The organism is Ensifer sp. GW821-FHT05G01, from assembly GCF_059419585.1.
Genome location: NZ_JBWKSC010000007.1, coordinates 119,758 through 143,561, shown reverse-complemented (window position 1 = coordinate 143,561; position 23,804 = coordinate 119,758). Strand labels below are relative to the sequence as shown.

The following is a 23,804-nucleotide window of genomic DNA, read 5'->3' as shown; positions in this document are numbered from 1 at the left end:
CGGAGACCGCTTCAGCCGGGTTTCATCTTTACGCGTGCGTGCTATCAGATCGGACGGCCTCAATTTTGCCTGGGCAGATTGTCGGGCTGGAGATGCGTTGACCCGCAAAGCAGAGGCATGTTCGAATTGACCGCCCCATTTCCCTTGTACGCGCCGGACCAGGTGGAAGACGCCGGTAGGCCGGTCACGTCGCCTTCGACCGTGGATCCGTGAACGTGAGTAGCGGCCTCCTGAAATCCTGGCTCTTTGCTACGGCGCTGTGGCTCGCCGCGGTCCTGGCCTTTGCGTTTTATTCCATCGAATCGTCGCGGCAGCGCCTCGGCGATGAACTGACGACTGCGGGCCGGACCTTGCACCGCTTGATATCCCAGCGCGCGGCGCAGCACGACGCACATATGACCAGCCTGATCGCGCTTGCCGATGACACCGAACCGGCACGACTGGACGCCACCCGGCAGGTGATGGAGAGCGTTGCGCGGTTTTATCCGCGCATCGCCTGGCTCGCACTCGTTTCGCTCGATGAGAAGATCGGGAACGAAGCGACGCTGACGGCTCAAAGTGGCAATGAACTCGTACCGCTGATCGAAGTCCCCTTCGGCAAAGGCGAGGATCTTTCGCCACTGCGCGACGCGATCTCACAACAACAGCCCGGCAAGGTCTCGGCCTATGTCGGCCGAGACGGCCATTACCTGCTGGCCAAAAGGGCGCAAGCGCCATCGGACACCGCGCTGGTGCTTTCCATCGATGCGCGCCATTTGCTGGAGCCGGAAGAGCGGCCGCGATGGGCGCATCTGACGCTCACGCTCGACAATCATCTCCTGGTCGACTTACCTGCCGAGGAGACAGCCGGCGCAGCCGTCTCCTTCGTCGCGCCTGCCCATTTCGAATCGACGATCGACAGCGCCAGTCAAAGGATCTCGCTGTCGCTCGACCGGCCGATGCCGACCGACGCACTCCTGCCGATCAGACAGCTGATCGGCTTTGCCGCCATGGCCGGACTGGCGTCCTTTGCGCTGATGTTTGCGCTTCGCCAGCGGGCTGCCGTCCAGAAATCCCGAATGTCGACCGAGGAGGCCGAGGCCCGCGCGCTGTTGCAGGAGCGACAGGCGCTTCTTGCGCACGCCTCGCGCGTCAACGCCATGGGCGAGCTTGCGTCGGGCATCGCGCATGAACTGACGCAACCCCTGACGGCGATGCTGAGCCGCAGCCAGGCGGCACTCCGATTGGCCAGCGCCGACAAGCCCGATATCGGGCTGATCTCCGAGGCGCTTGAGGTCAATGTCCGCGAGGCGAAACGGGCGGGTGAGATGCTGAGGCGGATGCGCGATTATGCCTCCAACCGAACGCCGGAACCTGTCACAAGCGCGATCAACGATATCGTTGCCGAAATCGCAGCGCTGACCGGCGCCGATCTTCAAGGGCGCGACATCCGGCTCAAGCTCGATCTGACGAAGGAGGCGCTTGTGGCCGACGTCGACCCGATCGAGCTGGAGCAGGTGCTGCACAATCTGATCCGCAACGCGGCCGATGCGCTGGAGGACGCGAAGACTGCAGACCCGTTGGTCGAAATCGAGACACGAGCCATTGGTGACGAGATGAAGATCATCGTTCGCGATAACGGGCCCGGGATCGCCGCAACTGCGTTTCCCAAACTGTTTCAACCCTTTTTTACGACCAAGGCCGATGGCATGGGTCTGGGGCTCTCGCTGTGTGCGACATTGGTGGAGCGCGTCGATGGCCGAATTGAAGCGGAGAATGCTCCAGATGGCGGGGCATGGTTTACGATTACGCTGCCACGCACGGGGAAACGGGAGACGCTGTGAGCAAATACCGGGTCTATCTGATCGACGACGATGAGGCGGTACGGGCTGCTATCGCCTTTCTGCTGCGCACCTACGGCATCGATGTCGAGACGTTTGGCGATCCCCAGACTTTCCTGACGCATGTCGACGAGGAGAGACCGGGCTGCCTTCTTGTCGATCTGCGCATGCCGCTGGTTTCGGGGCTGCAACTGCATGCAAAGCTGGCCGAGCGCGGCATTGACTGGCCGACGATCATGATCACCGGCCATGGCGACGTCGCAGCCTGTCGGCGTGCCTTCAAGGCGGGGATCCAGGACTTCCTGACCAAACCGGTCGACGGTGAAGTGCTGGTGGAGGCTCTGCAGCAGGCATTCGCCAGCTTCGACGCGCGGCTCGAAAAGCGCGAGGCACGACTGCAGCTGGCCCGATTGACCGAGCGCGAGCGCGAAGTCCTCGACATGGTCGCCATGGGCTGGGCGAGCAAGGAGATCGCGGCGGCGCTCAACATCTCGGCACGGACAATCGATGCGCACAGGGCCAAGATCGCCGACAAGCTCGGCACCAGCTCAGTGGCCGAGTTCGTTCGGTTGACGATGGCGGAGAAGGGGTCGGCATAGGTTGTCCTACCTATGCCGGGTGGTGGCATCGCGGATTCTGCCGCTCGGGCTGATTGGGTAGTGCTGGTTTCGGAAAAGCGAAACGCTTCCTCCGGAACAAGAATAGGAACCACGCCATGATCAAGACCCTCCTCACAACGGCTTGCGCACTCGTCGTCGTCAGCGGCACCGCAAAGGCCGAACTGCTCACCGAAAAGAACATCCCGTCGAGCCTTGCCGTCGAGATCGCCGTGAATGCCGTTCAGGCCTGCGCCGCCGACAAATACAACGTCACGGCGGCGGTGGTCGATCGCGCCGGCGTGCTGCGCGCGCTCGTGCGCGCCGACAATGCCGGCCCGCATACTGTTGGGGCAGCGCGTGCCAAGGCGTTCACCTCCGCATCCTCGCGCACGCCGACCTCGAAAATGGCCGAGAACGTCGCCAAGAACCCGGCAGCCGCCGAACTGGTCAACATCGAAGGCTTCCTGGTGCTTGCCGGCGGCGTCCCGATCAAGGCCGGTGACGTCACCATCGGTGCGATCGGCGTGGGTGGCGCTCCCGGCGGCAATCTCGATGAGGCTTGCGCCGCCGCTGCCATCGAAAAAGCTGCCGGACAGTTGAAGTAATCTGAAACCACCGGTGGCCGGTTCTCCCGGCCAAGATCGTCGCGATCCCCCAGGACGATTGCACCGCCCTGGGGCGGAAGCGTGTGGGCGATCCGGGGTCGCCCGGCACCGGCCAGTGGCGCTGAGGCGGCCTGCGACAACCAAGATGTTCTGGATCGGAACGGTGCCGCCGAGTGCGCACAGGTTTGCCGACAGACCGGCGACAGTAACGTGTTGCCGGAGAGCAACATATCCGTGGCGATATAATTGCAATTCGAAATTGCGCCTTGCCGTGCCGGCAATCCCGTGCGACGTTACATTGTCTGCAACCCACACTGAAGGAGGCGTGAGATGACATATACTCTCTTTAATATGCGCACTTCTGGTGGAACCGTTGCTGTACTCGGGATGCACCTTGCATCCTGCTTTGCCCCGTCGGGTTCACAAAGCGCCTGAACGCTGGCCTTCAACGGCCCGGCATTTCCCAACTGACCTAACGTTACCGGCCCATGACGCGACGAATCGCGTCCAAGCCCAAATCAACTTTTAGAGGATCCGATCGCGTCGCAGCGTCGGGATAAACACATGCGTGAGACATCTTTGCCTGTTGCCGGCACTCTGCCGGCAGCCCTCGACGACCTGTGCCGTACGTTCGGCATCTGGAAAACAACAACCGGCCTCATTCGGGCGGCCTGGCGGCATCACCGGCTGGTCAACCAGGCGACCGGCCTCTCCAACAGGATGCGCCGCGATATCGGGCTTCCCGAAATCGACGAACCGCCCGACGACCCCTGGATCGCTGCCTGGGCATCGCCCCGGTGGGCTCCGGCCGTCCGTATCAACTGACCTGATGCATCAATCGTCAAACCCGTCAGGGTGAGACGGTTGATGCCGCTCATGCAACACGGGCTCGACGCCAGTCGCGCCCGTGACCTACCTTTGCTACAGCAACGCAGCCCGTGCCGAGCACCAGGTACCGCGCAGCGGGCTCGCACCTGAGGTCCAAATCAACCCCATGTCAGGGGATCGAGACGCAGGTAGAAATCCAGGCGCCCGAGATCGGGTACGGTGATCCCGAGTGCCTCGAACAAAATTGCGGTCGCCCGTTGTGCCTGATCCAGCCCAGTCCAGCTTTCACCGGCGTTGGCGGTCATCAGCGCCAGGTCGGCGTAACGGTCCGCGGTTCCCAGACGCCCGACATCGATCATGCCGGTGCAGCGAAGGGTCTGAGGGTCGATCATGAAGTTCGGCATGCAAGGATCGCCGTGGCAGACCACCCGGTCCCTCGCCTCCTGCTCGAGGCGAACTGCAAGCTCCCGCTCCACCCGTGCCAGCAAGTCTGTTGCGGGCGTCTGCCGCTCGTCGTCGGACAGGAAATCGGGATTGACGGCATTCCGCCCGACCACGTCTGCGGCGCGCGCAAACATCGGCGCAAGGCTGCGATCGAAAGGGCATTGACCGGTATCCAGCGCGTGGAGTGCTCCAAGTTGCCGGGCCATGGAGGGCCAGGCCTGCAGCAAGTCGGCCGCCGAAAGCGCGGCGGCCGGCACGCCTTCGATTGCCGAAATGACCAGACATGCACCGTCCTCGGCCACATGCCAATCGATCACTTCGGGGACGAGTATGCCTTTGCCCTGCAACCACAAGAGCCGATCGCGTTCCCCGGAAAGCTCTTCGGAGCGGAGAGCCGTTGCGACTTTGGCGTAGGCGTGCCCGTCGCCGCGGCGGTAGACGAAATCTCCGGACTCGCCGGTCATGACAGGCTTCCATTCGAAGGGCAAACGCCCGAGCAATTCCTGTGTCCAACTCAAAGCGACGGCTCCCACGGTCTTGAAACGGCTTGTGTTAGCTGGGTGCCGCCAGCAAAGATTGCAACCATGGAACGACCGATAAGCTCGGCATCATCGGCTGCCTTCCGCACTGATACAGCTGCTGCCGATGACGGCTTGCAATGAAATGACCGCCGGTGGTCGACAGATGGATGTCCGACCGAGCGGCAAGGCTCAAACACATGACAAGGGACGGAAATGAACCAGGCGCTCGCACTCATCGCTCTTGTCGTCCGTGACTACGACGAAGCGATCGACTTCTATGTGAACACGCTGAAGTTCGTCCTGGTGGAGGATAGCTACCAACCGGAACAGGACAAGCGCTGGGTCGTCGTTAAGCCTGCAGGTGACGGCAATACCTCCTTGCTTCTTGCGCGTGCGTCCAATGCCCATCAGCAGGACTATATCGGCGACCAGGCGGGAGGACGGGTCTTTCTCTTCCTGCGAACCGACGACTTCTGGCGCGACTACAAAGCTCTCGCGACGCGAGGCGTCGAATTCGTGAGGGAACCCAAGGAAGCGCCTTACGGGACTGTCGCGGTCTTCAAGGACCTCTACGGCAACCTTTGGGATCTCGTTCAGTTTACGGATGGCAGGACCTGAGCGGCAGCCGAAGGCAAGACAGCGCAACAGGATATGGCGTTCGTGCCCGTCGATCCTGCGATCAGGCCGAAGGGTGAAGCGTCCGATTTCAGGTCGCGGTTTTCCCGTGAGTCGGGCTTGACTTAATCATAGCTCGCCGGTTATGGATTAAACCCATAGCCAGCGAGTTATTGAATTGCCATGCCACTGCCACACGAAATCCTGTTCAAGACCCTTGCTGACCCAACGCGGCGGGCCATTTTTGAACGGCTCTGCCGCGAAGGCGACCAGACCGTCGGGGCCCTGACGGCGCATGCCGGGATCTCGCAGCCAGCTGTTTCCAAACATCTTGGGGTGCTGAAGCGCGCCGGCCTGGTCAAGGACCGGCACGAGGGCCGGCTGACGCATTACAGCGCTGAACTCGGCGCGCTTGACCCGCTGGTCGGCTGGGCAAAAGAGATGACCGGGTTCTGGCAGAACCGTTTTGACGACCTTGAAGACCTGCTCAAAAGGATGGATCAATGATCGAAACTGCAACCGAAACGCTCACCGTCGTCGTTGAACGGGAAGTGCCCTATCCGGCCGAAAAAATTTGGCGCGCGCTGACCCAGCCGCACCTGATCGAGGAGTGGCTGATGAAGAACAATTTTAAGCCAGACCAGGGCCACCGTTTCAATCTCACGGCCGACTGGGGCGCGGTAGATTGCCAGGTGCAGACAGTCGAGGCCAACAGGTCGCTGTCCTACACCTGGGACACCAAGGACCTGAAGAGCGTCGTCACCTGGACGCTCACGCCGACGGGCGCCGGCACCCACCTGCGCATGGAGCAATCCGGTTTCCGGCCGGACCAGCAGCCCTACTATCACGGTGCGCAGGCTGGATGGCCAAGGTTCGTTTCGGCCCTCGAGCAGGTCTTGGAGCGGCTGGACTGACGATCTGTCCCGCACCGCGTGTTCGTGCCGGGCGGATCATCCGATCCGTTCCGGCTGGTACGTTGAGGATATGCCAATGAACTGGAACAATTGCATACGACAGGTCCACCGCTGGACGTCTCTTGTCTTTGCGGCGGTGGTCTCCGCCATCTTCGCCACCCTGGGGATAGGCAAGCAGCCGGCCGAGTGGGTCTATTTCCTGCCGCTTTTTCCGCTCGCGATCCTGCTGACCACCGGCCTTTACATGTTCTTGCTGCCCTATCTTGGCCGACGGCATTCGGCGGGTTAGGAGCACGCGGCATGGCTGGCAAGACGACAAAGCCATCGGAGAAGCCGACGGCCAAGAAAGCCAAACCTGACGGGGCGGCTCCTGTTGCGCCCAGCGAAGTCCCACTGCTGTCCGGCGGCAATCCGCAGATCGCCAAGGGCCATGGCGACGCCCCCGTCCAAGCTTACATCGCGGCGATGCCGGGCTGGAAGAGCGATGCCGGGCGGCGGCTGGACGCGCTGATCGAACGCGCCGTCCCCGGCGTCTGCAAGGCTGTAAAATGGAACTCTCCCCTCTATGGCCTTGAGGGCGAGGGCTTTTTCCTCGGCATCCACGTCTTCACCAAGTACATCAAGGTGGCGTTCTTCCGCGGCGCGTTGCTCGATCCGGTTCCGCCCGGCCAGTCGAAGCAGAAGGACGTGCGCTATCTCGACATTCGCGAGAACGACGATCTCGATGAAGAGCAATTCGTCGACTGGGTTAGGCAAGCGAGCCAATTGCCCGGTGAACGCATGTGACAATCGCCAGCGTTAACGCTCCATTAAGCATAGCGAGAATGCGGCCGTCCGACAGGCTTGGGAACGCGCGGGGCTTCACCTAAGTACACGCTCCTCACCCGATGCTGGGTGATTTGCCCGATGCCGGGTGATTTGATGGAGTGACATGATGTCAATGGAAAATGAGGCCGCCGCGCAGGCGCTGGCGCTCGATCGATCGGTCAGCGATGCCGAAATCAATATCGCCATCTCCCATGCACAAAACGCCATCGAGGCCGCGGGTGAGACCCAGTCCCCGGGGTTGCGCCGCGCGCTGCAGGTCAAGGATGCGCTCGAAGGCGCGCTGCGGCTGCGCGGCCGGGCTATTGGCCTGTGATCTCATGAATTTCGCAGGCTGAATGGCCGTCGCACAGGTCGCCGACACTGCGCACGGCCGATAGGCTCCGCACCGTCAAACAGGATCTACGATGCAACTGATGTCCATGCCGGCTGTTGCCGGCATATCCCTGGGCGTTGCGATCGCCACCATCTTCTCCCGCAAGCATCGTGGAAAACCCGGTGGCGAGAGAACCCTCGCCGCCCTGGGAAGTTTCCTGGCAACGCTTCTCGGACTGCTCGCTCTCAACTTCGGGATCTTCTGCTTGCAGCAATCCTAGATGCCGCGCACTGAAGACGCGGTCGGTCTGGCTGCTCACATCTCCCGTGCACAGCCAATATCGCCGCGCTGGACACCCTCGCCGTCAGGCAACCGCTCTGAGTGCCGGATCGGGAATGGGGACTGCAGCCATCAATGCCCGCGTATAGGGCTCCTGCGGATCTTCGAACACGGCCCGGCGCGTGCCCATCTCGACGATGCGGCCCGCGCGCATGACGGCGACGTGGTGCGACATGCGTTCGATCACGGCCATATCGTGAGAGACGAAGAGGTAGGCAAGGCCCATCGTCTCCTGCAGTTCCAGCATCAGGTCCAGCACGCGGGCACGCACCGAGACGTCGAGTGCAGCAACGCTTTCGTCGGCAACAATCAGCTTCGGGTTGACGGCGAGTGCCCGGGCAATGCAGATGCGCTGGCGCTGGCCGCCAGAAAACTCGTGCGGATAGCGGCTGGCTGCATCCGGCCCGAGCCCGACGCGCCGCAGAAGATCGGCAACCCGATCGTCCTGCTCGCTCCTGTTGCCGATACCGTGGATGATCAACGGCTCGGCGATCGCCGCGCCGACCGCCATGCGTGGATCGAGCGAGGCATAGGGGTCCTGAAAGATCATCTGCGCCGAGCGCCGCACCGGCCGCATTTGGCGCTGGCTGAGCGGGCCGATATCGCAGCCATCGACGAGAACCTCGCCGCTGAACGGCACCAGCCCGAGTACCGCCTTGCCGGTGGTCGACTTGCCTGATCCGCTTTCGCCAACGAGCCCCAGGGTCTGGCCCGGCAGAATCTCGAAGGACACGTCGCTGACCGCCGGCCGGCTCTCCTTGGCTTTCGAGAACCAACCCGCTTTCTTGCCGTAGTCAACCTCAAGGCCGCGCACCGATAGCACCGGGCTTGCCGTCTCCGGGTTCCCGACCAGCGGCTCAGACCCCACGCGCGGTGGTCCATCGGTGCCGGCATGGGCGCCCAATCTCGGCACCGCCGCCAGAAGCTCGCGGGTGTAAGGTGCCCTTGGCGTCTCAAAGATCGGTAGCACCCCGCCCTGCTCGACCACCCTTCCCTGCTGCATGATGACGACGCGGTCGGCCATTTGGGCGACCACGCCCATGTCATGGGTGATCAGGATGATCGAGGCACCGAACTCCTGCTTCAATTCCTTCATCAGTTTCAGGATCTGGGCCTGCACGGTGACGTCGAGCGCTGTCGTCGGCTCGTCGGCGATCAGCACCTTCGGCCGGCAGGAGAGCGCCATGGCGATCATCACACGCTGGCGCATGCCGCCCGAGAGTTCATGCGGATATTGCGTCAACCGTCGCGCCGGCTCGGTAATGTGCACGGCATCGAGCATGCGCAGTGCCACCGCCTCGGCCGAAACACCTTCCGAGCCCTGGTGCTCGCGGATCGCCTCGGTCAGCTGAGCGCCGATCGACATCACAGGATTGAGCGATGTCATCGGTTCTTGAAACACCATGGCGACATCGCCGCCGCGCACGCTGCGCATGGCGGAATTCGAGAGGCGCGAAAGCTCGCGTCCTTCGAGCTGGATGTTGCCGGACGCAATCCGCAGCGATGCCTTCGGCAGCAATCCCATGATCGCCAGCGACGTGACGGACTTTCCCGATCCGCTCTCGCCGGCAATGCACAGCGTTTCGCCGAGCTTCAGGTCAAAGCTGACTTCGTCGAGCACGCGCTTGGCGCCATCGGGCGTTCGTGCATCGACACACAGTCTGTCGACACGGAGAACCGGCGGGGGAGCGGATTGGGATGCTGTCACGAAAAGACGATCCTCGGGAAGTAGAAGGACACGACCCAGTTCGGGGCGTCGACGATTTCGCTGATCCTGAGATCGCCGCAGACCGAGCAGAGCAGATAGGCATCGACCGGGCTCAATCCATGCTCGGCACCGAGCAGGTCGATCATGCGCATCAGGCTTTCGCGCGCGCCGGTCATCAGATCGGGACCGATGCCGGTGGTAACCTCGTAGCCTGCTGCGTCGAGATGGCGGGTGACCGGCCCCGGCGTTGTGAAGCGCGGACTTGCGAGACGCGCATCCTTGACGAGTTCGATGGTCGCTTCGACCTCCATCTGGCTCTCGATGGCGGTGCCGCAGACTTCGCCGTCGCCCTGCGCCGCGTGCGTGTCGCCGATCGAAAACAGCGCACCCTCGACCTCGACGGGCAGATAGAGCGTCACGCCCGAGGTCAGGTCGCGAATATCGAGATTGCCGCCGACCCGACGCGGCGGTACGACGGAATGCAGACCCGGTTCGGCCGGCGCCACGCCGATCGTGCCGGCAAAGGGTTTGAGCGGAACGCGACCGCCCGGGCCGTAAAGCGCCGGCGCCATGCTGATGGCGTCATAGGACCACATGTGCAGCGCCGGCTCGCTGAACTGGTCGGCAAGCAGGCCGAAGCCCGGAATATTGGCGGTCCAGCCGACGCCGGAAGGGACGAAGCGGCGGATCGTCACCTTCAACGCGTCGCCGGGTGCAGCACCCTCGACAAAAACAGGACCGGTCACCGGATTGATCCGGTTGAAATCGAGCTTTGCCAGCGTCTCGAGCGTCGAGCCCGCACCCAACTGTCCGCCCGACGAATCCAGGCACTCGAAATGAATGGTCTCCCCCGGCTTGGCGATCAATGTCGGTTCAAAATCGCGGTTCCAGCCGAAGTGGTGTTTGGCGCGGTGAATGGTATGGGTGCAGGCAACGCACATTTTTCTCTCCCCAGATGATAAGAGGCTCCCCGGACATCGAGGTCCGGAGAGCCCAAGGGCTTATTGCTTCACGTAGATCGCGTCGTAGTTGATGACGCGGGTCGGATCGACGTAGATCTCGCCGGCACCGCCCATGCGCGGCGACTTGGCGACGACCCGGCGTTCGTTGGTCACCGGCACCCAGGGCGCATCCGCCATGATGTCGGTGAAGATCTTGCCCCACGCCGCCTGGCGCTCGCCAGCCTTGGCCGGATCCGACATGGAATCGGCAGCAACCGCGCGTGCGTCGAGATCTTCGTTGCAATACCAGGACCAGTTCCAGCCGCCCTGGACAGCACCCGAGCAACCGAGGATCGGACCGTAGAAGTTGGACGGATCCGGGAAGTCGGCGATCCAGGCCATGCCGCCCGACCAGATCATCGGTGCTTCGCCTTCGGTGCCGCCGGCAGCAATCACGTTGGCCTGGGCGAGCGCGCGAACCTCGGCCTTGATGCCGACGGCTGCCAGATCCTGCTGGATCGCCTGGGCGATGCGCGGCTGCGGATCGGTGTTGGTGGAATAGAGGATCGTCTCGAAGCCATCGGGGTGGCCGGCTTCGGCAAGCAGGGCCTTGGCCTTTTCGACGTCGAAGGCGTAGCCGGTGAAGGCCTTGTCGTAGCCCGGCATCAGCGGCGGCAGCGGCTGGTTGGCGGGCGTTGCCCGGCCGTTGAGGATGCGGGTGATGCGTTCCTTGTTGATCGCCATGTTGACGGCCTGACGCACCTTGACGTCGTCGAAGGGCTTGACCTTGGTGTTGAGCGTCACATAGCCGGTGTGCAGTTGCTGGCCGTCGACGATGATCTCGGCGCCCTCGGGCGAGTTCTTGATCTCGAGGAACTTTGCCGGCGGAATGCCGTCGCCGGCGATGTCGACCTCGCCTTTCTGCAGGCGAAGAAGCGCGACCAGCGGCTCCTGCCCGACTTCGACGGTGAACTTGTCGATGTGCGGCATGTCCTTGATGAAATAATCCGGATTGCGCTCGAAGGTCAGGCTCTGGCCGACGGTCCAATCCTTCAGGATGAAGGTGCCCGAGCCGACCGGCTTCTTGCCGAAATCGCCGGCGGCGGCTTCGACTGCTTCCTTCGGCACGACGGAGGCGAAGTTGACGGCGAGAACATGCAGGAAGGTCGCATCGGGGCGCGACAGGTGGAAGACCACCGTCGAGGCATCCGGCGCCTCGATGCCTTCGAGCGTCGTCGTCTTGCCGCCGGTGACGTCGTCAAAACCCTTGATCGCGCCGAAGAAGCCGGCGCCCGGCCCTTGCGTCTTCGGATCGACCGCACGCTCGATCGAGTACTTCACGTCGGCGGCGACGATTTCGCGGCCATTGGTGAACTTCGCGCCCTTGCGCAGCTTGAACGTATAGGTCAGGCCATCGGGCGCGACCTCGAAGCTCTCGGCAAGCGACGGCACCAGCTCTGTGGTGCCGGGCGTATAGTCCATCAGCCGCGAGAACAGGCTCTTGATCATCGACCAGTTGACCCAGTCGTAGCCGATGGCCGGATCGAGCGTGGCGATGTCGTCCTTGTAGGTGATGACGATATCGCCGCCCTGCTTTGGCGCGTCCTGCGCGAAGGCAGGTAGCGGCGCAAGCATCAGCGCCGTTGCGACGGTTGAATTTCGAAGCCAGCTTTTGAACATTGTTGTTCCCCTTTTTGGTTGCTGCATAATTTAACGGGCGCGAATGCGCGGATCGACGAGCGGAGCGAGAATGTCGGCAAGCAAATTGCCGAGCACGATCGCGAGCGCCGAGACGAGCGTCACCCCCATGATGATTGGAATGTCGACCTGCTGGATCGCCTGCCAGGCGAGCTGGCCGATGCCGGGCCAGCCATAGACGGCCTCGACCACGACGACCCCGCTCATGAACTGGCCTATATCGATGCCGATCATGGCGATGATCGGCAGCAGCGCGTTCGGCAGTGCATGACGAAAGATGATGCGCGCCGACGACAGGCCCTTGGCCCGGGCAGTGCGGACATAATCCTGGTTGAGCACGTCGATCATCGCCGAGCGCACCATGCGCGCATACCAGCCGGCACCGAGAACTCCGAGCGTCAGCGCCGGCAGCACCACATGCGCCGGCGTGCCGAAGCCGCTCATTGGAAACCAGGCGAGCGTGACCGCGAAGACGTAGAGCAGCAGCAGCGCTGCCACGAACTGTGGCGCCGAGACGCCGACGAAGGACGCCATCATCACGGCGCGGTCGACGAAGCCGCCGCGGCGCACGGCCGCGAGCACGCCGAGAAACACGCCGAGCACCACCTCGACGGCGATGCCTGCCGCCATCAGGATCAAGGTCGCCGGCAGCCGGGCGGCAATCAGCGCGCCGACATCGGTTTTCTGCGCATAGGACCGTCCGAGGTCCCCCTGAAACAGACCCTGCAGATAGCTCCAGAACTGGACGAGCAGGGGCTGGTCGAGACCGAGTTCGCGCCGGATGTTGGCAACCGTCTGCGCCGTGGCGCTGCGGCCGGCGATCATGCGGGCCGGATCGGCAGGCAATGCATAGAGAAGAAGGAAGGTGATGGCGGCAACGCCCAGAAGAATGAGCGCGGTCTGCACCAGACGGCGAAGGAGGAGGAAAACCATGTCAGCCCCTCCCCCGCTGCGTCGGGTCGAGTATGTCGCGAAGCGCATCGCCGACCAGATTGAAGGACAGCGCGGTCAAGAGGATGACGGCACCGGGGATGAAGACCAGCCAGGGAGCGGCCTGAAAATAACTTTGGCTTTCGAAGATGATGTTGCCCCAGGACGGTGTCGGCGGCTGCACGCCGATGCCGAGGAAGGAAAGCGTCGCTTCTAGCAGCACTGTTGTGGCGATGCCGAGTGTTCCCCAGACGATTGCGGTTGGGATCAGATGCGGCAGGATGTGGTGAAACAGAATGCGGCCATGCCCGGCCCCGAGCGAGCGCTCGGCCAGGATGAAGTCGCGCTCCACCAGCCCGCGCGTTTCGGTATAGACGATGCGCGCCACCTGCACCCAGTTGACGAGTGCGATCACCATGGCGACGATCCAGAGGCTCGGCCGCAGCAGCGCTGCCAGAACGATGGCGAGCAGCAGCGCCGGAAAGGCCATCATCAGATCGGTAAAGCGCATCAGCGCGCCGCCGACGATGCCGCGCATGTAGCCAGAGAGGATGCCGATCAAAAGGCCGATCGTCACGGCGATACCGTTGGCGACGAGGCCGATGACGAGCGACGTGCGCGCACCATAGAGAAGCCGCGAGAACAGATCGCGCCCGAGCGTGTCGGTGCCGAGCAGGAACTGCGCGCTCGGCGGCAGCGGCGCGCCCTCCAGCGTCAGCCCGTCGAACATCTGCTCGTCCGGGCTATAGGGCGCAATCAAGGGCGCAGCGATCGCGAGGAACACCACAAGGGCAACGACGATCAGGCCGAACAATGCTGCCGGCTGGCGGACCATGGCTTTCAATGCCTGCATCAGCCCGCCTCCGGCAGCGGCTCGGCGCCGCCCACGATCGAGGCGGCGACCTGCTCCATCGACAGCCGCCGCTGCATGGCGCAGTTGCGCAGGACCCGGTAGGCCTGCTCCTCATCCAGCTTGCGGGCATGGCTGATTTTCTGCACAGCGGCATGGACCAGCGGGCGCATGCGAACCCGCTCTTCCAGATGGGCGATCTTCTCCACGACGGCCTGGCGCTCGCGATGGATGGCAAGCGCCATGACCAGCGCGGGATAGACCGCGGACGAGGCTAGCGGCTTGGCGATGATGGCGGAGGCACCCTGATCCATCGCCCAGGCGACACGGCCGGGAGCTTCAGACCCAAGCAGGGCAACGAGGGGTCGCGGCGCGCGTTCGTCGGTCCATGGCAACAGTCCGGTCCAGCCCTGATCGGCGTCGACCAGAATGAGATCGGGCAGATGGTCGGCGGCAAGCGGCGCCCACTGCACAAGGACGTGGAAACCGAAGAGCTTCAGCTGGCGAGTGAGCCGCTCGGTCGTCGCATCCTCGCGATGGAGGATCGTGGCACGCCAGCCGGCAAAGTTGGGTGTTTCCCTCATGAGACGATCCGGAGCTGGGGTGGCTTGCGCGTGCGACGACCCGTCAGATACGGATCGGCAACGATGGCGGGCTCGGAAGCGATGATATCGAAGCCACCCTCGTCATTGATGCGCCCAAGGTGGAAGGGAAGTGCCGCGTGGCGGGTTTCGGCATCGATCCGCAGCGGGCCGAGAACGGTCGAGCGCGGCGCCGCACAAAGCAGGCGGGACACCACGGCCGGATCGTCGGTGCCGGCATCGATGATTGCCTCGGCACAGAGCTTGACGGCGGCATAGGCACTGGCAAAGACGCTGGAAATCCGACGCGAAGCGCCGAACCGCGCGCTCACTTCAGCCTTGAATGCCGCATTTTCGGCGGAACTTACCGTGTCGAAATAGGCGGCGGCACAGAGCTGGCCGGTCGCCACGCCGAGGCCGATGTCGATGAGCTCGCATTCCTGCAGATCGCAGCTGACGACCGGGCAGTTTTCAGGGCGGAAGGCGGGATCGCGTTCGCCGAGCGCCCGGATCGCGGCGTGCAAGGCATAGCTCGACGGGCCGACGAGATTGTTGAGGATGAAGCTCGGCCGCCGCTGCTCGATCTCGGCGACGATACGCTCGACCGCGGTTTCCTCGAGCGGCAGATAGCGCTCGCCGAGCACCGATCCGCCCGCCTCCTCGATCAGCTCGCGCGCGAGCCGGTTCATTTCCCAGCCCCAGACATAGTTGGCGCCGACGAGATAGGGCCGGCGACCAAAGCGCGGCAAGAGATAGTCGAGCAACGGCAGCAGATGCTGGTTCGGGCAGCCGCCGGTGTAAATGACGTTGTCGTTGGCCTCGAAACCCTCATAGGGGCACATGTACCAGAGCAGCCCGTCATGCTTTTCGACGAGCGGAATGACCTCCTTGCGCGCCAGCGACGTGATCGTGCCGACGATGTGCCGGCAGCCCTGATCGCGCAGCAGCGTGCGCGCGCCTTCGAGGTACTGATCGATATTGGCGTGCGGGTCGACGAAGACAGGCTCGATGCGGCCGGGGTGGCGCGCCGCAATCTCTTCGATCGCCAACTCGGCGCCATCGCGGCAGTCGCGGCCCATCGTCCCGTAGGGGCCGGTTGTCGAATACAGGATACCGATCTTCACCGCGTCACGCATGGACCTGCCAAAAAACCAAAAACCCCATGACGCGTTTCCCATCGGAGATGGGGCATCATGGGGCGAAACTGCCCGTCGACCATAAGGGTCATGTGAAAAGGACTGAGCTGCTCAATCCGTAGACAAGATTAAGATACGGGCAATGGACCTCTGTCAAGCAAGGATTGACAAGGATGCGGCACCCCGTGCGCAAGTTTACACATCCGAACGAACTGAGCGCAGCAACAAAGGGTGGCGTCGTACTGCCTGCCGCCGGCGAAAAGCAATGCATCGCCACGGGCAACCGGCCCGCAAGCGGGCCTGTCTAATCCGATTGAAGGCCTAGAACTTCCGGCTGATCGCGACCTTGAAGTTCCGGCCGGGCATCGCCGAGATACCGTCGCTGAGATAGGGCTCGTAGTACTTGTCGAAGATGTTGTCGACTGCCAGATGCACTTCGCCTCCTTCCATCAGGCCCGATGTCGGTGTCCAGTCGAGGAAGAGGCCATGCACCGCATAGCCGGCACTCGGCGGGCGGGCATAGGTCTGACCGCCCTGATTGTAGGGCGTACGGTTCTGGTCATCGACGAAGGTCCCCGTCCAGCCGAACGCGAGGTCCCGGTCCGGCACCTTGATGCCAGCGGTGGCGATCACCGTCAGGGGCGCGAGGTCGTTGATGTAGGTGTCGGGACCCCAGACATTGTTGACGGCACCGGTGCGCTCGCCTGTCATCCAGGAAACACCGAGATCGGCGAACAAACGTTCGGTCTCGTAATGCGATTGCAGTTCGATGCCACTGATATCGTAGGACGGAGTGTTCCAGTAGAACGGCACATTGCCGGAAACGCCGGCCAGGTTGACGGTGCCAAACCGGCGTGTGACCGGATTGGAGACGTGGTTGTTGTAGGCCGAGATCCGCGTCGACAGCATGTCATCGGCCGTCAGTACATCGTTGAAGCTCAGGTCGACGCCGATATTGAAGGTGCTGTTGCGCTCGACGTCGAGATCGCGGCTGGTGCCGGATGCCTTGGTCTGTACGCTCTGCGTCGAGTAGATCTCGTCGATGTTGGGCACGCGCATCGCATAGGCCCACTCGGCAAAGAACCGCACCGAGGGCGCTGCTTCCCACGAAAGGCTGATCGCCGGCGTCACGCCCTGATGCGAGACGGCAGAATAATCGTGTCCAGCCAGCGGATTGTTGAAGCGCGGCGCATCGTTCGGCACGCCCTTGGAACGCACGTGGTCATAGCGAAGGCCCGGCGTCACGGTCAGGGTGTCGGTGAGCTCGATCCTGTCGCGAACGAAGGCCGCAACGGTCCTCTGCGTGCCTTCCGGCATGAACCAGGGAGCGTAGTAGCCATAATTGTATTGTGCCTGGGTGCGGTTGGCGATGTCGTACATCGAGATGTCGCGATCATGGTCGAGATACTGGACGCCGTAGTTCAGGCTGTGCGACAGGCCGCCCAACGTGAAGTTGGAGGTGTTTTCGGCTTCGAACTTGATGTCGCTATAGGTGGCATCGTTCTCATAGCCGCCGACCGATGCGCTCGGGTTGAGCCCGGGGATATCGGGGCGCGTCGCGTGCTGGCTGGTCGACGAGAAGCTCGCCATCATCCGGTAGTTCACCAGGTCGCTGTCGCCGGCATAACTGTAATTCAGCGTCGAGGTGAAGTCTTCGATCTCGCGCCAGGTGAGCAGGCGGCGCATCGCTTCCTTATAGCCGTAGCGGGCGATGTTGAAATCCGACGGCGCCGACTGGCCGCGGATGGCGGCGACCGGCCCCCAGTTGTCGTTCTCACCGTAGGCAACTGTGCCCCTGATCTCGTGGCCGTCATACTCGGCACCGACATTGGCAAGCAGGGTCGTGAGCTTCGAATTGGAATAGTTGTAGATCTCGCCGCCGCCGACGCGCATGTCGTCGCTCTTGCGCCAGGTCGCCGCCAGAAGGCCGTCATAGGTGACCGGACCGCCGAAATCCGACTTGCCGTAGAGCGCGCCGGTTTCGAGAAACTGCTTGTTGGCGCTCTGGAATCCGGACTTGGCCCAGATGCCCCACTCCTCACCCGGCCGCAGCATGTCGGTCGCGTCCTTGGTTTCCATCAGCACGGTGCCGCCGAAGCCGCCGTTGCCGTAACGCACCGAGGTCGCGCCTTTTTCGATCTCGACGCGCTTGAGCAATTCGGGCTCGATGAAGACCGTTCCCTGGTCGTATTTCTCAAAATTCTTCGGTGCGCCGTCGAGGATGATCCTGACGTCGGACTGCCGGGCGAAGCCGCGAATGGCAATCGTCTGCCCTTCAATGCGCACTCCACCGCCCAGCGACACACCGGGGGTTTTCTGCAGCAATTCCGGGAGGCTTGAGGCCTGTGCCTTCTCGATGTCTTCGGCATCGAGGATGGCGACATTCGGCGCCCGATCGCCGCGATTGGCATCGCCGCGCACGACGATCGGCGCGAGCTTGGTCCCGTCGGCGTCGACCGGCTCGGAGGTTTCGGTGGCGCCCATGAGCTTTACCGTCGACCCGTCGACGAAGCGATAGCGGACGCCGGTTCCACTCAGCAACCGCGAGAGCGCCTCATCCGCCGTCATCTCACCGGAAAGACCAGATGTGCTGACCCCTGACGCAACCGAGCTGTCGAACACGACCTGCAGCTTGAGTTGGCTCGCGAGGCGGTTGACGGCGGCGGTCAGCTTGCCGGCCGGCACATCGACATGATGCACCGAGGCATCCTGGGCAAGCGCACCCGTGGCCGTAAAGGCAAACACCGTACCTGCCATCAGCAGGTTGAAAATTCCGGAGTGGCGGCGTCCGCCGGTCGCATTCGAATATGGCATGATGGTCCCAGACAATGAAGGATGGCCGAGAAGAGGCCGGGTCTGGTTTCTGGACGAACGAGGTCCCGATACAGGGACACCTCGCGTCCGATTTTTTTAGCGCAGGATCGTGACGTAGGGTCCGATCCGGGTGACCTTGATGTCGAAGGCTTCGGCAAGACCCTGCAACGCCCTGACCGGATCGGAGAGATCGAAGCTGCCGGAGACACGTCTGGCGCCGACCGCGGCATCGGCGATCAGGATTTTGCCCGGGATGTAACGACCGATTTCCTTGACGACGGACGCGATGGTGCGCCCGTCGAAGACGAGACGCCCGTCACGCCATGCGGCCGCCAACAGCGGATCAACCGGCTTGATGTCGCCGAGCCTGCCTTCATGATTGTAACTCACCTGTTCGTTGACCTCGACGCGGCTTGGCGATGTCACGCGGTCTGTCGCAACCGACACCGCGTGCTCCAGTACCGTGACGCTGGCCCCGTCGTCGGTGAGGTTGACGTCGAATGCCGTTCCGAGCGCAGTCGTCGTTCCCGCTCCCGCCTCGACGACGAACGGCCTGCCCCTGTCGGTTGCAACCTGAACAAACACCTCGCCACGCAACAGAACGATCCGGCGTTCGCCTGGGGTGAAGTCATAGGCGATGGCCGATTGGGCGTTGAGCTGCAGCGTCGAGCCGTCGTCGAGCCTCAGGGTCGGTCGTTCGCCCTTGCCGGCGATGACGTCGGCGCGCATCCACATTGCGCCGTCGAGTGCGAGAAAGGCGCCGGTGCCGACGATAAGGACGGCGGCAAGCGAGGCGAAGGTCTTTCGACGATTTGCAGGTGCCTGCACCGCCCTCTCGGCAAACTCCGGCTCGCGCCGGATCAACAGCGTGGCGTCGCCGACCGCCCTCTGCGCCCGCGCAAAGATTTCGGCATGGACAGGGTCTTCCGCACGCCACCGCTCGAACGCCAGTTGCAGCTTTTCATTCGAAGGGTCGCCGTTCAGGAGCACCAGCCAGTTCACCGCCTGCTCACGCACCCGCTTTTCACGCGTCTTTTGGTTGCGATCCGATGCTTTGCCGGTCGGCGCATGCCGTCTATCAAGCGCCATCACGACACCTCCTCCAGACGATCCAGGCAATGCAGGTAGGCCTTGCGCAGATGCCGGTCCACCATGTTGCGGCTGATGCCGGTGCGCATCGCAATTTCGTCGGAGCTCAGATTGCCGATCCGATTGGCGAGAAAAACGCGCCGTCTTTGCAGCGACATCTCCATGATCGCCGTTTTCAGAATCTGCAGCCTGCGGCGAAGGTCGATGTTGGCATCGGGAGCGGCGATATCGCTCGCAACGGCAAGCGCCTCTTCTTCGCTGCCGGAGAAAAGCTTGAGTTCGAAGCGGTCGCGGCGCAGCCGGTCGATGCCGAGATTGGCGCAGGCGCGGCGCAGAAACGCGCGCAAGGACGATTTTCCCTCAAGCGAAGTGCGCCGGTCCACCAGCCGCACATAGAGTTCGTGAACGACGTCGTTTGCTGTTGCCGACGCATGGCCGCGCTGCCGCGTCATCGTGCAGAGCTCGTCGTAGTAAGCCACGATCGCGTCGTCGAGCATCAAATGCGAAGCTGATTTCTCTGACATGTCTGTTTTCAGGACGGATCCGGACCGGCCGGCGGGAAGAGGATGGATGGCAATGCGCCGACAGAAGGCCGGCCGCGGCGTTCATTAGCGCGTCCGTGCAACGCACACAACAAATATGAGCTAAAAACTCATCTTTATCGCATTGCGGCCGCGCAGACCTCCCCTCCGTCTGAATGGTGCAGCATTCGAGCCGAAAACCGTCTCGACGAAGGTCCGTCAGTCGTCCTGCACCACGGTCGCCTGACCGGTCGAAACGGATGGCCCTGCCCTGGGCGGGGCACAGCGCCTTACGCTTTCCTTATGCCCAAGCCGCATCTTACCAAGCGATTTTTTATGGGCGGTCGGATTAGGCTTTCTGCGGGTACGGCGTTCTTGGATGACCCGCGGTGCAGCGAAATGACGAACGAGCGCAATCTTGAGCGCTGTTGCCATGCTCATGCCGCTTTCACGTGACTTCAGACGGCCGCCTTCTCTTTACCCGGCACGCATGCCCGAAACGGTGCCTCGAAGAGCAAACGAAAAACCTACGACGAGTATCACGAAATGAAGATCAGAAGCACATTCAAGCTCGCTGCGAAGCAAAGCCGGAACTTGCCCACCGAGTATTTCATCCTGGCGAATGTGCGCTTCGAAGGGCAGGTCGTCGGATACCTCGCCGGGCGGCCCATCCGCGAAACGGTGACCGACGGCAGCGGGCTTCGGTATCGGTTCGTCGGCGTGGCCGCGCGCAACGCTGGTGGTGGACCGGACGTGCAGTCGCTGCGGCAGGGCGAGTGGATCGTCCAGCCGGGACTTGTCTATGCCATCATCGACGACGCTCCCGCCAACCGGGCCGCCTGACGCCGACCGCGTGGCGCAACGCTCGAAGACGACCGCAATGTCTATGTAATCTTGGCAGATTAGCTCCGGGGCAGACAATTCGAACCCGGGATCGAACATGCCCTTTTGCAACGCGCGCGGCGTCTTCGCCGCCATCGCCACCACCACAGCCTTCGCTCTCACCGGCTGTGCTTCCACCGAAATGAAGAATTATATCGGCCAGCCGGTGGAATCGGTCATCATCGACTACGGTCCGCCCTCGGCAGTTCTCGATCTCGGCTGGGATCAGCGCGCCTACCAGTGGCGCAAGATCTCCACCAACGTTGTTTCCGGTTCGACCAGCGGCGAGATACGCGACACGCGGCGCGGCCAACGTTATGAAGAATACGTAACGCCCGGCTATGTTGAGGAGCAGGAATGCTTCTATACATTCTACGCCCGCCAGCAGGGCGGCCGCTGGTACGTCACCAACTTCCGTCAACCAAAGCTCGAATGCGAGTGAGCACTTCAACTCCGCTTAGATTTGAGAAATGATGCATTCGGCACCACGGCCACCGGCCGTCCGGAGCCGCAATCAGGAGAGATCGGCATGCGCATCTTGCTGCTAGAGGACGAGCCCGAAATGGCATCGGCCCTGAAGACCGCGCTCGAGCGTCGACAGGTGATCGTCGATCATGTTTCCACGCTCGCGGATGCCGAGGCCGTGGTCGAGCTCTGGTCCTATGATGTGATCGTGCTCGATCGCCGCCTGCCCGACGGTGAGGGCCTGAGCCTTATTCCGAAGCTGCGCGCGTTGCGCGTCGAGGCGCCGATCATGATGCTGACGGCGCTCAGCACCATCAACGACCGCGTCACCGGGCTCGATGGTGGCGCCGACGACTATCTCGCCAAGCCGTTTGCAGTCGAGGAGCTGATGGCGCGGCTTCGGGCACTCGGCCGCCGTCCCGTCACGCTCAAGTCCGACCAGATCCTGGTCGGCCGCCTGACCTATGATTTCCGCCATCGCGAGGCTGTTGTCGACGACAAGCCGCTTGATCTGTTGCGGCGGGAAAGGTTGGCACTGGAGGCGTTGATGCGCCGGCCGGGCCGCACCGTCTTGCGCGCAACCCTGGAAGATTCCGTCTACGCGATGGAAGATGAGATCGATTCCAACGCGCTTGATTCCCATCTCTCGAGGTTGAGGCGAAAGCTCGAGGAGGTTGCAGCCGGTGTCGAGATCAGGGCAATCCGCAACCTCGGCTACCTGTTGCGCGCCACGGCATGAAAAAATCTCGCCCACGCTCGCTTCAATGGGTGCTGGTGCGCCGCCTCATTTTGCTGCAGGCGGCGTCGTTCGTCGCCTTGATCGCCCTCTTGGTTGCGATCCTGATGATTGCCCAGCCTCGCCTGATCATCGACAACGAGGCGGCCATAAAGCACCTGTCTGAGGCCATGGCCCGCGACGAGAACGGCGGCTTGCTGGTGCGCGACACCGAGGAACTGCGTGCGTTTCGGGAGGATTTTCCCAATCTCTGGTTCGTGATCCGCGACACTGATGGACATGCGGTCCAGCAGGGAAGCGTTCCGCAGGCGTACGAAGCGGTTGGCGGCGAACTCTTGAAGAACATCGGTCGTGCAACCTTGCGGTTCGACGAGGGCGACCGGAGGCCGGAAGCAGCACTTGCCAATGTCGACACCGACGTCGGCCGTGTGCAGATTCTTACCTCTTCGATCTCGTCGCGCGACGAGAACGACGGGCTCGAAGTCGAGATCAGCGTTAATGCCGACATGGCAAAGGATGCCGACGGCAATCCTGATTGGCTGCGCGTGCTGCCGGTCCTGGCGCTCCTTGTGCTTTGCCTGCTGCTGCCGATCATTGTGGTTATGGGGGTCGCCACGCTGGTCACTACGCCGGCTGTCGTTCGACGGTCGCTTGCCGGTCTCGTTGCGACGGCCGATCAGGCGGGGAGGATCGATATCGACAATCGCGCGGTGCAGCTGGAAACGGCCCAGGTTCCGACCGAAATCGCGCCGATGGTGCATGCCTTCAACAACGCGCTTTCCCGTCTGGACGAAGGTTATGACCAACGCAATCGCTTCCTGACCGACGCGGCGCACGAACTGCGCACGCCGATCGCCATCCTTCGCACGCGCGCCGAATTGCTGCAGGAAGATCCGCAGAGCGCACGGCTGAGGAAGGATATCGAGCGTCTATCGCATCTGGCGCAACAGCTTCTGGAACGCCAGGTGCTCGAGCACAGCACCGGCAGCCGCGAGGTCGTTGACCTCGTTGCCCTGGCCAAAACGCTTGCCGCCGATTTCGCGCCTCTTGCTTTCGAAGCCGGCTACGAACTGGCCTTCGAGGCGAATGCGACGAAAACGGTGCCGATCAGCGTTCATGTGCAGCAGATTGAACAGGCCGTTGCCAACCTCCTGCGCAATGCCGTCGAGCATGGTGGCAACCGCGGAACCATAACCGTGCTGGTCGACGCGCGAGGCGGCATCGAAGTTCATGATGACGGTCCCGGCATTCCCCACGACGAACGGGAGCGCGTCTTCGAACCGTTCTACCGTTTGCGCCCGCGTTCGAGTGGTGCCGGCCTCGGTCTCAATCTCGCCCGTGAGATCGCCCGGCTGCATGGCGGCCGCATCGACATCCTTTACGGCTCCTGGTCCGGCGCGCGGATAAGGCTGCAATTGCCGGTACTCGACATCGATCATCCGGCGATCCTGTCGACCGCCAGCGCTTGAACCGGCACCGACGACCTCTCAACTTTTCAGATCACTTTTCGCCCTGGCCCTTATCAACGGCCGGCTGATGGTCCACATATGTCTCGGCGTTTCACGGTCGGCTTTCCCGGGAGTTCCCCGTTTCGACAGCAGCAAGGACCGTCAGAACAGAGTGGAGA

26 protein-coding genes are annotated in these 23,804 nt (G+C 62.8%); 15 read left to right on the top strand and 11 right to left on the bottom strand.

Going from position 1 to position 23,804, the window contains the following annotated elements; translation table 11 throughout:
- Nucleotides 1-215: 215 nt before the first annotated feature.
- From AC07UR_RS18345 to AC07UR_RS18330, 4 genes are all read left to right on the top strand, one after another.
- Nucleotides 216-1,823 carry a sensor histidine kinase gene (locus AC07UR_RS18345; protein ID WP_209788866.1) on the top strand — a complete coding sequence of 536 codons (1,608 nt, stop codon included), beginning with the start codon at nucleotides 216-218 and terminating at the stop codon, nucleotides 1,821-1,823.
- Nucleotides 1,820-2,419, top strand: coding sequence for a response regulator transcription factor (locus AC07UR_RS18340; protein ID WP_327795817.1), 600 nt, complete (start codon nucleotides 1,820-1,822; stop codon nucleotides 2,417-2,419). The genes AC07UR_RS18345 and AC07UR_RS18340 overlap by 4 nt, the downstream gene beginning before the upstream one ends.
- A 116-nt stretch (nucleotides 2,420-2,535) precedes the next feature.
- Nucleotides 2,536-3,024, top strand: coding sequence for a GlcG/HbpS family heme-binding protein (locus tag AC07UR_RS18335; protein ID WP_209788863.1), 489 nt, complete (start codon nucleotides 2,536-2,538; stop codon nucleotides 3,022-3,024).
- 564 nt (nucleotides 3,025-3,588) lie between these two features.
- Entirely contained in the window at nucleotides 3,589-3,849 is a 261-nt protein-coding gene (locus AC07UR_RS18330) for a DUF1127 domain-containing protein (protein WP_234941660.1), read from the top strand.
- Nucleotides 3,850-4,010: 161 nt separating this feature from the next.
- Here AC07UR_RS18330 and AC07UR_RS18325 read toward each other — a convergent pair whose 3' ends face one another.
- Nucleotides 4,011-4,814, bottom strand: a complete 804-nt coding sequence (locus AC07UR_RS18325) for an APH(3'') family aminoglycoside O-phosphotransferase (RefSeq protein ID WP_268833704.1) — start codon at nucleotides 4,812-4,814, stop codon at nucleotides 4,011-4,013.
- A gap of 216 nt (nucleotides 4,815-5,030) precedes the next feature.
- Between AC07UR_RS18325 and AC07UR_RS18320 the strand changes: the two genes are divergently transcribed.
- From AC07UR_RS18320 to AC07UR_RS18290, 7 genes are all read left to right on the top strand, one after another.
- The gene (locus AC07UR_RS18320) at nucleotides 5,031-5,435 is read left to right on the top strand and encodes a VOC family protein (RefSeq protein ID WP_209788858.1); all 405 of its coding nucleotides are present in this window, start codon (nucleotides 5,031-5,033) and stop codon (nucleotides 5,433-5,435) included.
- A 180-nt stretch (nucleotides 5,436-5,615) separates the two neighbouring features.
- Nucleotides 5,616-5,939, top strand: a complete 324-nt coding sequence (locus AC07UR_RS18315; RefSeq protein WP_173421271.1) for an ArsR/SmtB family transcription factor — start codon at nucleotides 5,616-5,618, stop codon at nucleotides 5,937-5,939.
- On the top strand, nucleotides 5,936-6,346 hold the full coding sequence (locus AC07UR_RS18310; RefSeq protein WP_209788855.1) for an SRPBCC family protein: 411 nt from the start codon (nucleotides 5,936-5,938) through the stop codon (nucleotides 6,344-6,346). The genes AC07UR_RS18315 and AC07UR_RS18310 overlap by 4 nt, the downstream gene beginning before the upstream one ends.
- Before the next feature lie 76 nt (nucleotides 6,347-6,422).
- Nucleotides 6,423-6,635, top strand: a complete 213-nt coding sequence (locus AC07UR_RS18305) for a hypothetical protein (protein ID WP_209788852.1) — start codon at nucleotides 6,423-6,425, stop codon at nucleotides 6,633-6,635.
- A gap of 11 nt (nucleotides 6,636-6,646) precedes the next feature.
- On the top strand, nucleotides 6,647-7,132 hold the full coding sequence (locus tag AC07UR_RS18300; RefSeq protein WP_209788849.1) for a DUF1801 domain-containing protein: 486 nt from the start codon (nucleotides 6,647-6,649) through the stop codon (nucleotides 7,130-7,132).
- Between the two features lie 154 nt (nucleotides 7,133-7,286).
- Nucleotides 7,287-7,487, top strand: coding sequence for a hypothetical protein (locus tag AC07UR_RS18295; RefSeq protein WP_173421267.1), 201 nt, complete (start codon nucleotides 7,287-7,289; stop codon nucleotides 7,485-7,487).
- 91 nt (nucleotides 7,488-7,578) lie between these two features.
- Nucleotides 7,579-7,767 carry a hypothetical protein gene (locus tag AC07UR_RS18290; protein WP_209788846.1) on the top strand — a complete coding sequence of 63 codons (189 nt, stop codon included), beginning with the start codon at nucleotides 7,579-7,581 and terminating at the stop codon, nucleotides 7,765-7,767.
- Nucleotides 7,768-7,851: 84 nt separating this feature from the next.
- Here AC07UR_RS18290 and AC07UR_RS18285 read toward each other — a convergent pair whose 3' ends face one another.
- The 10 genes from AC07UR_RS18285 to AC07UR_RS18240 form a co-directional block, all read right to left on the bottom strand.
- Nucleotides 7,852-9,534: an ABC transporter ATP-binding protein gene (locus AC07UR_RS18285; protein ID WP_209788843.1), complete on the bottom strand. Its 1,683-nt coding sequence runs from the start codon at nucleotides 9,532-9,534 to the stop codon at nucleotides 7,852-7,854.
- Nucleotides 9,531-10,475 (bottom strand): acetamidase/formamidase family protein, encoded by a 945-nt coding sequence (locus AC07UR_RS18280; protein WP_173421264.1) that lies wholly within the window; start codon nucleotides 10,473-10,475, stop codon nucleotides 9,531-9,533. The genes AC07UR_RS18285 and AC07UR_RS18280 overlap by 4 nt, the downstream gene beginning before the upstream one ends.
- Before the next feature lie 60 nt (nucleotides 10,476-10,535).
- On the bottom strand, nucleotides 10,536-12,155 hold the full coding sequence (locus tag AC07UR_RS18275; RefSeq protein WP_209788841.1) for an ABC transporter substrate-binding protein: 1,620 nt from the start codon (nucleotides 12,153-12,155) through the stop codon (nucleotides 10,536-10,538).
- Between the two features lie 30 nt (nucleotides 12,156-12,185).
- Complete coding sequence (locus AC07UR_RS18270) at nucleotides 12,186-13,106, bottom strand: ABC transporter permease (RefSeq protein WP_209788838.1); 921 nt, start codon at nucleotides 13,104-13,106, stop codon at nucleotides 12,186-12,188.
- Nucleotide 13,107: 1 nt separating this feature from the next.
- Nucleotides 13,108-13,956, bottom strand: coding sequence for an ABC transporter permease (locus tag AC07UR_RS18265; protein WP_173421261.1), 849 nt, complete (start codon nucleotides 13,954-13,956; stop codon nucleotides 13,108-13,110).
- Nucleotides 13,956-14,537 carry an ANTAR domain-containing response regulator gene (locus AC07UR_RS18260; protein ID WP_209788834.1) on the bottom strand — a complete coding sequence of 194 codons (582 nt, stop codon included), beginning with the start codon at nucleotides 14,535-14,537 and terminating at the stop codon, nucleotides 13,956-13,958. The genes AC07UR_RS18265 and AC07UR_RS18260 overlap by 1 nt, the downstream gene beginning before the upstream one ends.
- A complete protein-coding gene (locus AC07UR_RS18255; RefSeq protein WP_209788831.1) occupies nucleotides 14,534-15,670 on the bottom strand; it encodes a transporter substrate-binding protein in 1,137 nt (378 codons plus the stop codon). The genes AC07UR_RS18260 and AC07UR_RS18255 overlap by 4 nt, the downstream gene beginning before the upstream one ends.
- Before the next feature lie 321 nt (nucleotides 15,671-15,991).
- A complete protein-coding gene (locus AC07UR_RS18250) occupies nucleotides 15,992-18,484 on the bottom strand; it encodes a TonB-dependent receptor (protein ID WP_234941659.1) in 2,493 nt (830 codons plus the stop codon).
- A 96-nt stretch (nucleotides 18,485-18,580) separates the two neighbouring features.
- Nucleotides 18,581-19,573 (bottom strand): FecR family protein, encoded by a 993-nt coding sequence (locus AC07UR_RS18245; protein ID WP_209788828.1) that lies wholly within the window; start codon nucleotides 19,571-19,573, stop codon nucleotides 18,581-18,583.
- Nucleotides 19,573-20,097 carry an RNA polymerase sigma factor gene (locus AC07UR_RS18240; protein ID WP_209788825.1) on the bottom strand — a complete coding sequence of 175 codons (525 nt, stop codon included), beginning with the start codon at nucleotides 20,095-20,097 and terminating at the stop codon, nucleotides 19,573-19,575. Before AC07UR_RS18240 ends, AC07UR_RS18245 begins: the two co-directional genes overlap by 1 nt.
- Nucleotides 20,098-20,640: 543 nt before the next feature.
- Between AC07UR_RS18240 and AC07UR_RS18235 the strand changes: the two genes are divergently transcribed.
- The 4 genes from AC07UR_RS18235 (at nucleotide 20,641) to AC07UR_RS18220 (ending at nucleotide 23,646) form a co-directional block, all read left to right on the top strand.
- Complete coding sequence (locus AC07UR_RS18235; protein ID WP_209788822.1) at nucleotides 20,641-20,937, top strand: hypothetical protein; 297 nt, start codon at nucleotides 20,641-20,643, stop codon at nucleotides 20,935-20,937.
- A 97-nt stretch (nucleotides 20,938-21,034) separates the two neighbouring features.
- Nucleotides 21,035-21,418 carry a hypothetical protein gene (locus tag AC07UR_RS18230; protein ID WP_209788820.1) on the top strand — a complete coding sequence of 128 codons (384 nt, stop codon included), beginning with the start codon at nucleotides 21,035-21,037 and terminating at the stop codon, nucleotides 21,416-21,418.
- 87 nt (nucleotides 21,419-21,505) lie between these two features.
- Nucleotides 21,506-22,180 carry a response regulator gene (locus AC07UR_RS18225; RefSeq protein WP_209788818.1) on the top strand — a complete coding sequence of 225 codons (675 nt, stop codon included), beginning with the start codon at nucleotides 21,506-21,508 and terminating at the stop codon, nucleotides 22,178-22,180.
- Nucleotides 22,177-23,646, top strand: coding sequence for a sensor histidine kinase (locus AC07UR_RS18220; protein ID WP_209788817.1), 1,470 nt, complete (start codon nucleotides 22,177-22,179; stop codon nucleotides 23,644-23,646). The genes AC07UR_RS18225 and AC07UR_RS18220 overlap by 4 nt, the downstream gene beginning before the upstream one ends.
- Nucleotides 23,647-23,804 lie beyond the last annotated feature (158 nt).